Raw genomic sequence first — 813 nt, 5'->3', positions numbered from 1 at the left:
TCCACCGCCCCCGGGCCCGCGGCGGGCCCGGGGGCGGTGGACGCGCTGGCCGCCGGGGCCACCTGCGTCGCGCCGCCCGCGCGGGGCCAGCCGGCCCAGGAGGCCACGCCCACCGCTCCCACCGCGGCCGCGGCCGCCGGCGCCGTCAGCAGCGCGCGGCGCCGCCGCAGCCGGCGGCGCCCGCCCCGGCTCGCCGCGCCCGCCAGGCCCTCGGGCGCCTCGACCCCCTGCACCGCGGCCGCCATCTCGCGCCGCAGCCGCTCCTCCAGCTCGTTCACCACCGGCTCATCTCCTCCTCGTCCGCACCCATGAGCTCGCGCAACCGGGCCAGCCCCTTGGCGGCCTGGCTCTTGACGGTGCCGCGCGAGACGTCCAGCTCGTCCGCGATCCGCTCCTCCGACCAGTCCTCGAAGTAGCGCAGCACGATGACCGCCCGCTGCCGCGGGGGCAGCAGGCGCAGCTGCGCCACCACGCCCGCGCGCGCCGCGCGGTCCACCGCCCCGTCGGCGACGGCGCGCTCGTGCCAGTCCTGCAGGGGCACCTCCCGCGGCCGGCGGCCCGCGCGGCGCCACCGGTCGGTGACGGCGCGGGTCATCGCGGTGCGGGCGTAGGCCTGCGGGTCCTGCACGGAGCGCCAGCGCACGTAGACGCGCTCCAGGACGTCCTGGAGCAGGTCCTCGGCGGCGGCGCGCTCGCCGGTGAGCAGCAGCGCGGTCCGCAGGAGCCGGCCACCGCTGGCGGTGACGAACTCCTCGAACGACCCCTCCACGGCTCCCCCTCACGTCGGCTGCTCACTGAGACGCCGCAGCGCCC

General features: G+C 79.8%; 1 protein-coding gene and 1 pseudogene. Both read right to left on the bottom strand.

Annotated elements, in window-relative coordinates:
• Positions 1–281 (bottom strand): annotated as a pseudogene (locus GTR00_RS21955) (hypothetical protein); the annotation flags it as partial.
• Positions 275–769 (bottom strand): SigE family RNA polymerase sigma factor, encoded by a 495-nt coding sequence (locus tag GTR00_RS21950; protein WP_166613599.1) that lies wholly within the window; start codon positions 767–769, stop codon positions 275–277. The pseudogene GTR00_RS21955 and the gene GTR00_RS21950, both read right to left, overlap by 7 nt.
• Between the last annotated feature and the right edge of the window lie 44 nt (positions 770–813).

This window comes from Kineococcus indalonis (assembly GCF_009906395.1).
Classification (GTDB): domain Bacteria; phylum Actinomycetota; class Actinomycetes; order Actinomycetales; family Kineococcaceae; genus Kineococcus; species Kineococcus indalonis.
This window is presented reverse-complemented; position numbering and strand designations above follow the sequence as displayed.